Origin of the sequence: Mycobacterium sp. SMC-15 (assembly GCF_045310925.1) — a bacterium.
In the GTDB taxonomy this organism is placed as follows: Bacteria; Actinomycetota; Actinomycetes; order Mycobacteriales; family Mycobacteriaceae; genus Mycobacterium.
Genome location: NZ_JBJIAJ010000033.1, coordinates 1 through 1,321, shown reverse-complemented (window position 1 = coordinate 1,321; position 1,321 = coordinate 1). Strand labels below are relative to the sequence as shown.

The following is a 1,321-nucleotide window of genomic DNA, read 5'->3' as shown; positions in this document are numbered from 1 at the left end:
GTGCAAACACTCAGTGTCAGTCTCGACGGTGCCGCGTTGCGGTGGTTGGGTTCTTCTCACCTGGTGCCTGGCTCTTGCAAACACTGCCACCTTCGGGTTGGCCATCGTGCATTGTGCCGGCATCAGGCGGGGAAGGACCGACCGGTGTGACTTGATAGGAGCGTGGCACCGCCCCGACTGAGATGTGTCCACCGGCCGGCCCGACCTTCCTTGCCTCCCGTCGAGATGAAAGAAGGCACTGTCCATGGTGGTCATCGGAACCGATGTACACAAGCGCAGCCACACGTTCGTGGCGGTCAACGAGATCGGGCGCAAGCTCGGCGAGAAAACCGTCGCAGCCACCACGACCGGTCATCGCAAGGCGTTGCGGTGGGCCCGCGTCGAGTTCGGGCACGATCTCACGTGGGGAGTCGAGGACTGCCGCAACTACTCGGCCCGTCTGGAACGCGACCTGCTCACCGCAGGCCAGCAGGTGGTGCGGGTAGCACCGAAGTTGATGGCCCAGGCCCGGGCCTCAGCACGCACTCGCGGCAAGTCCGATCCGATCGACGCACTGGCCGTCGCGCACGCAGTGCTGCGCCATCCGGATCTACCGATGGCCGCCCACGACGAGGTCTCGCGGGAACTGAAATTGTTGACCGATCGCCGTGAAGACCTTGTCGCGCAACGCACTGCGACAATCAACCGGCTGCGCGAACGCGTTCATGACCTCGATCCGGCCGCCGAGCCCCCGCGGGGATCGTTGCACCGCGCACGCCCGTGCGCACAGCTGGCCCAGTGGCTGTGCACTCAGCCCGGGCTGCTGGCCGAGATCGCCCGCGACGAACTGGCCGACGTCACCCGACTCACTGAAGCGATCGACGCACTCACCGTCCGGATCAGCGACCGCGTCACCCAGGCAGCCCCAGCACTGCTGGCGTTGCCCGGCTGCGGGGACCTGACCGCGGCCAAACTCGTCGCCGAAACCGCAGGGATCACCCGATTCACCTCCGAAGCCAGCTTCGCCCGCCACAGTGGCACCGCACCGATCCCAGTGTGGTCGGGCAACACCGCGGGCCGAGTCCGACTGACCCGCTCGGGCAACCGCCAACTCAACGCTGCACTGCACCGCATCGCAATCACCCAGATCCGCCTCGCCGACAGCCCCGGCCAGATCTACTACCGCAAGCGACTAACCCAAGGAGACTCCAGCAGGGAGGCCCTTCGCTGCCTCAAACGCCGACTCGCCCGCGTGGTCTATAAACGCCTGCTCACCGACAATCACACCCCACCACAAACCCACGACCTAGCCGCCGCTTGACATAGGAGCAATGCACGCTCG

The 1,321-nt window shown here is 65.9% G+C and carries 1 protein-coding gene; it reads left to right on the top strand.

The genetic code is table 11. The features are described 5' to 3' along the window. The first annotated feature begins 244 nt into the window (after window positions 1-244). Window positions 245-1,300 (top strand): IS110 family transposase, encoded by a 1,056-nt coding sequence (locus ACJH71_RS22255; RefSeq protein ID WP_406760148.1) that lies wholly within the window; start codon window positions 245-247, stop codon window positions 1,298-1,300. Window positions 1,301-1,321 lie beyond the last annotated feature (21 nt).

Excerpts from the sequence above, each read along its gene's own strand:
- ACJH71_RS22255 (WP_406760148.1), top strand. The coding sequence starts at position 245 with ATGGTGGTCATCGGAACCGATGTACACAAGCGCAGCCACACGTTCGTG.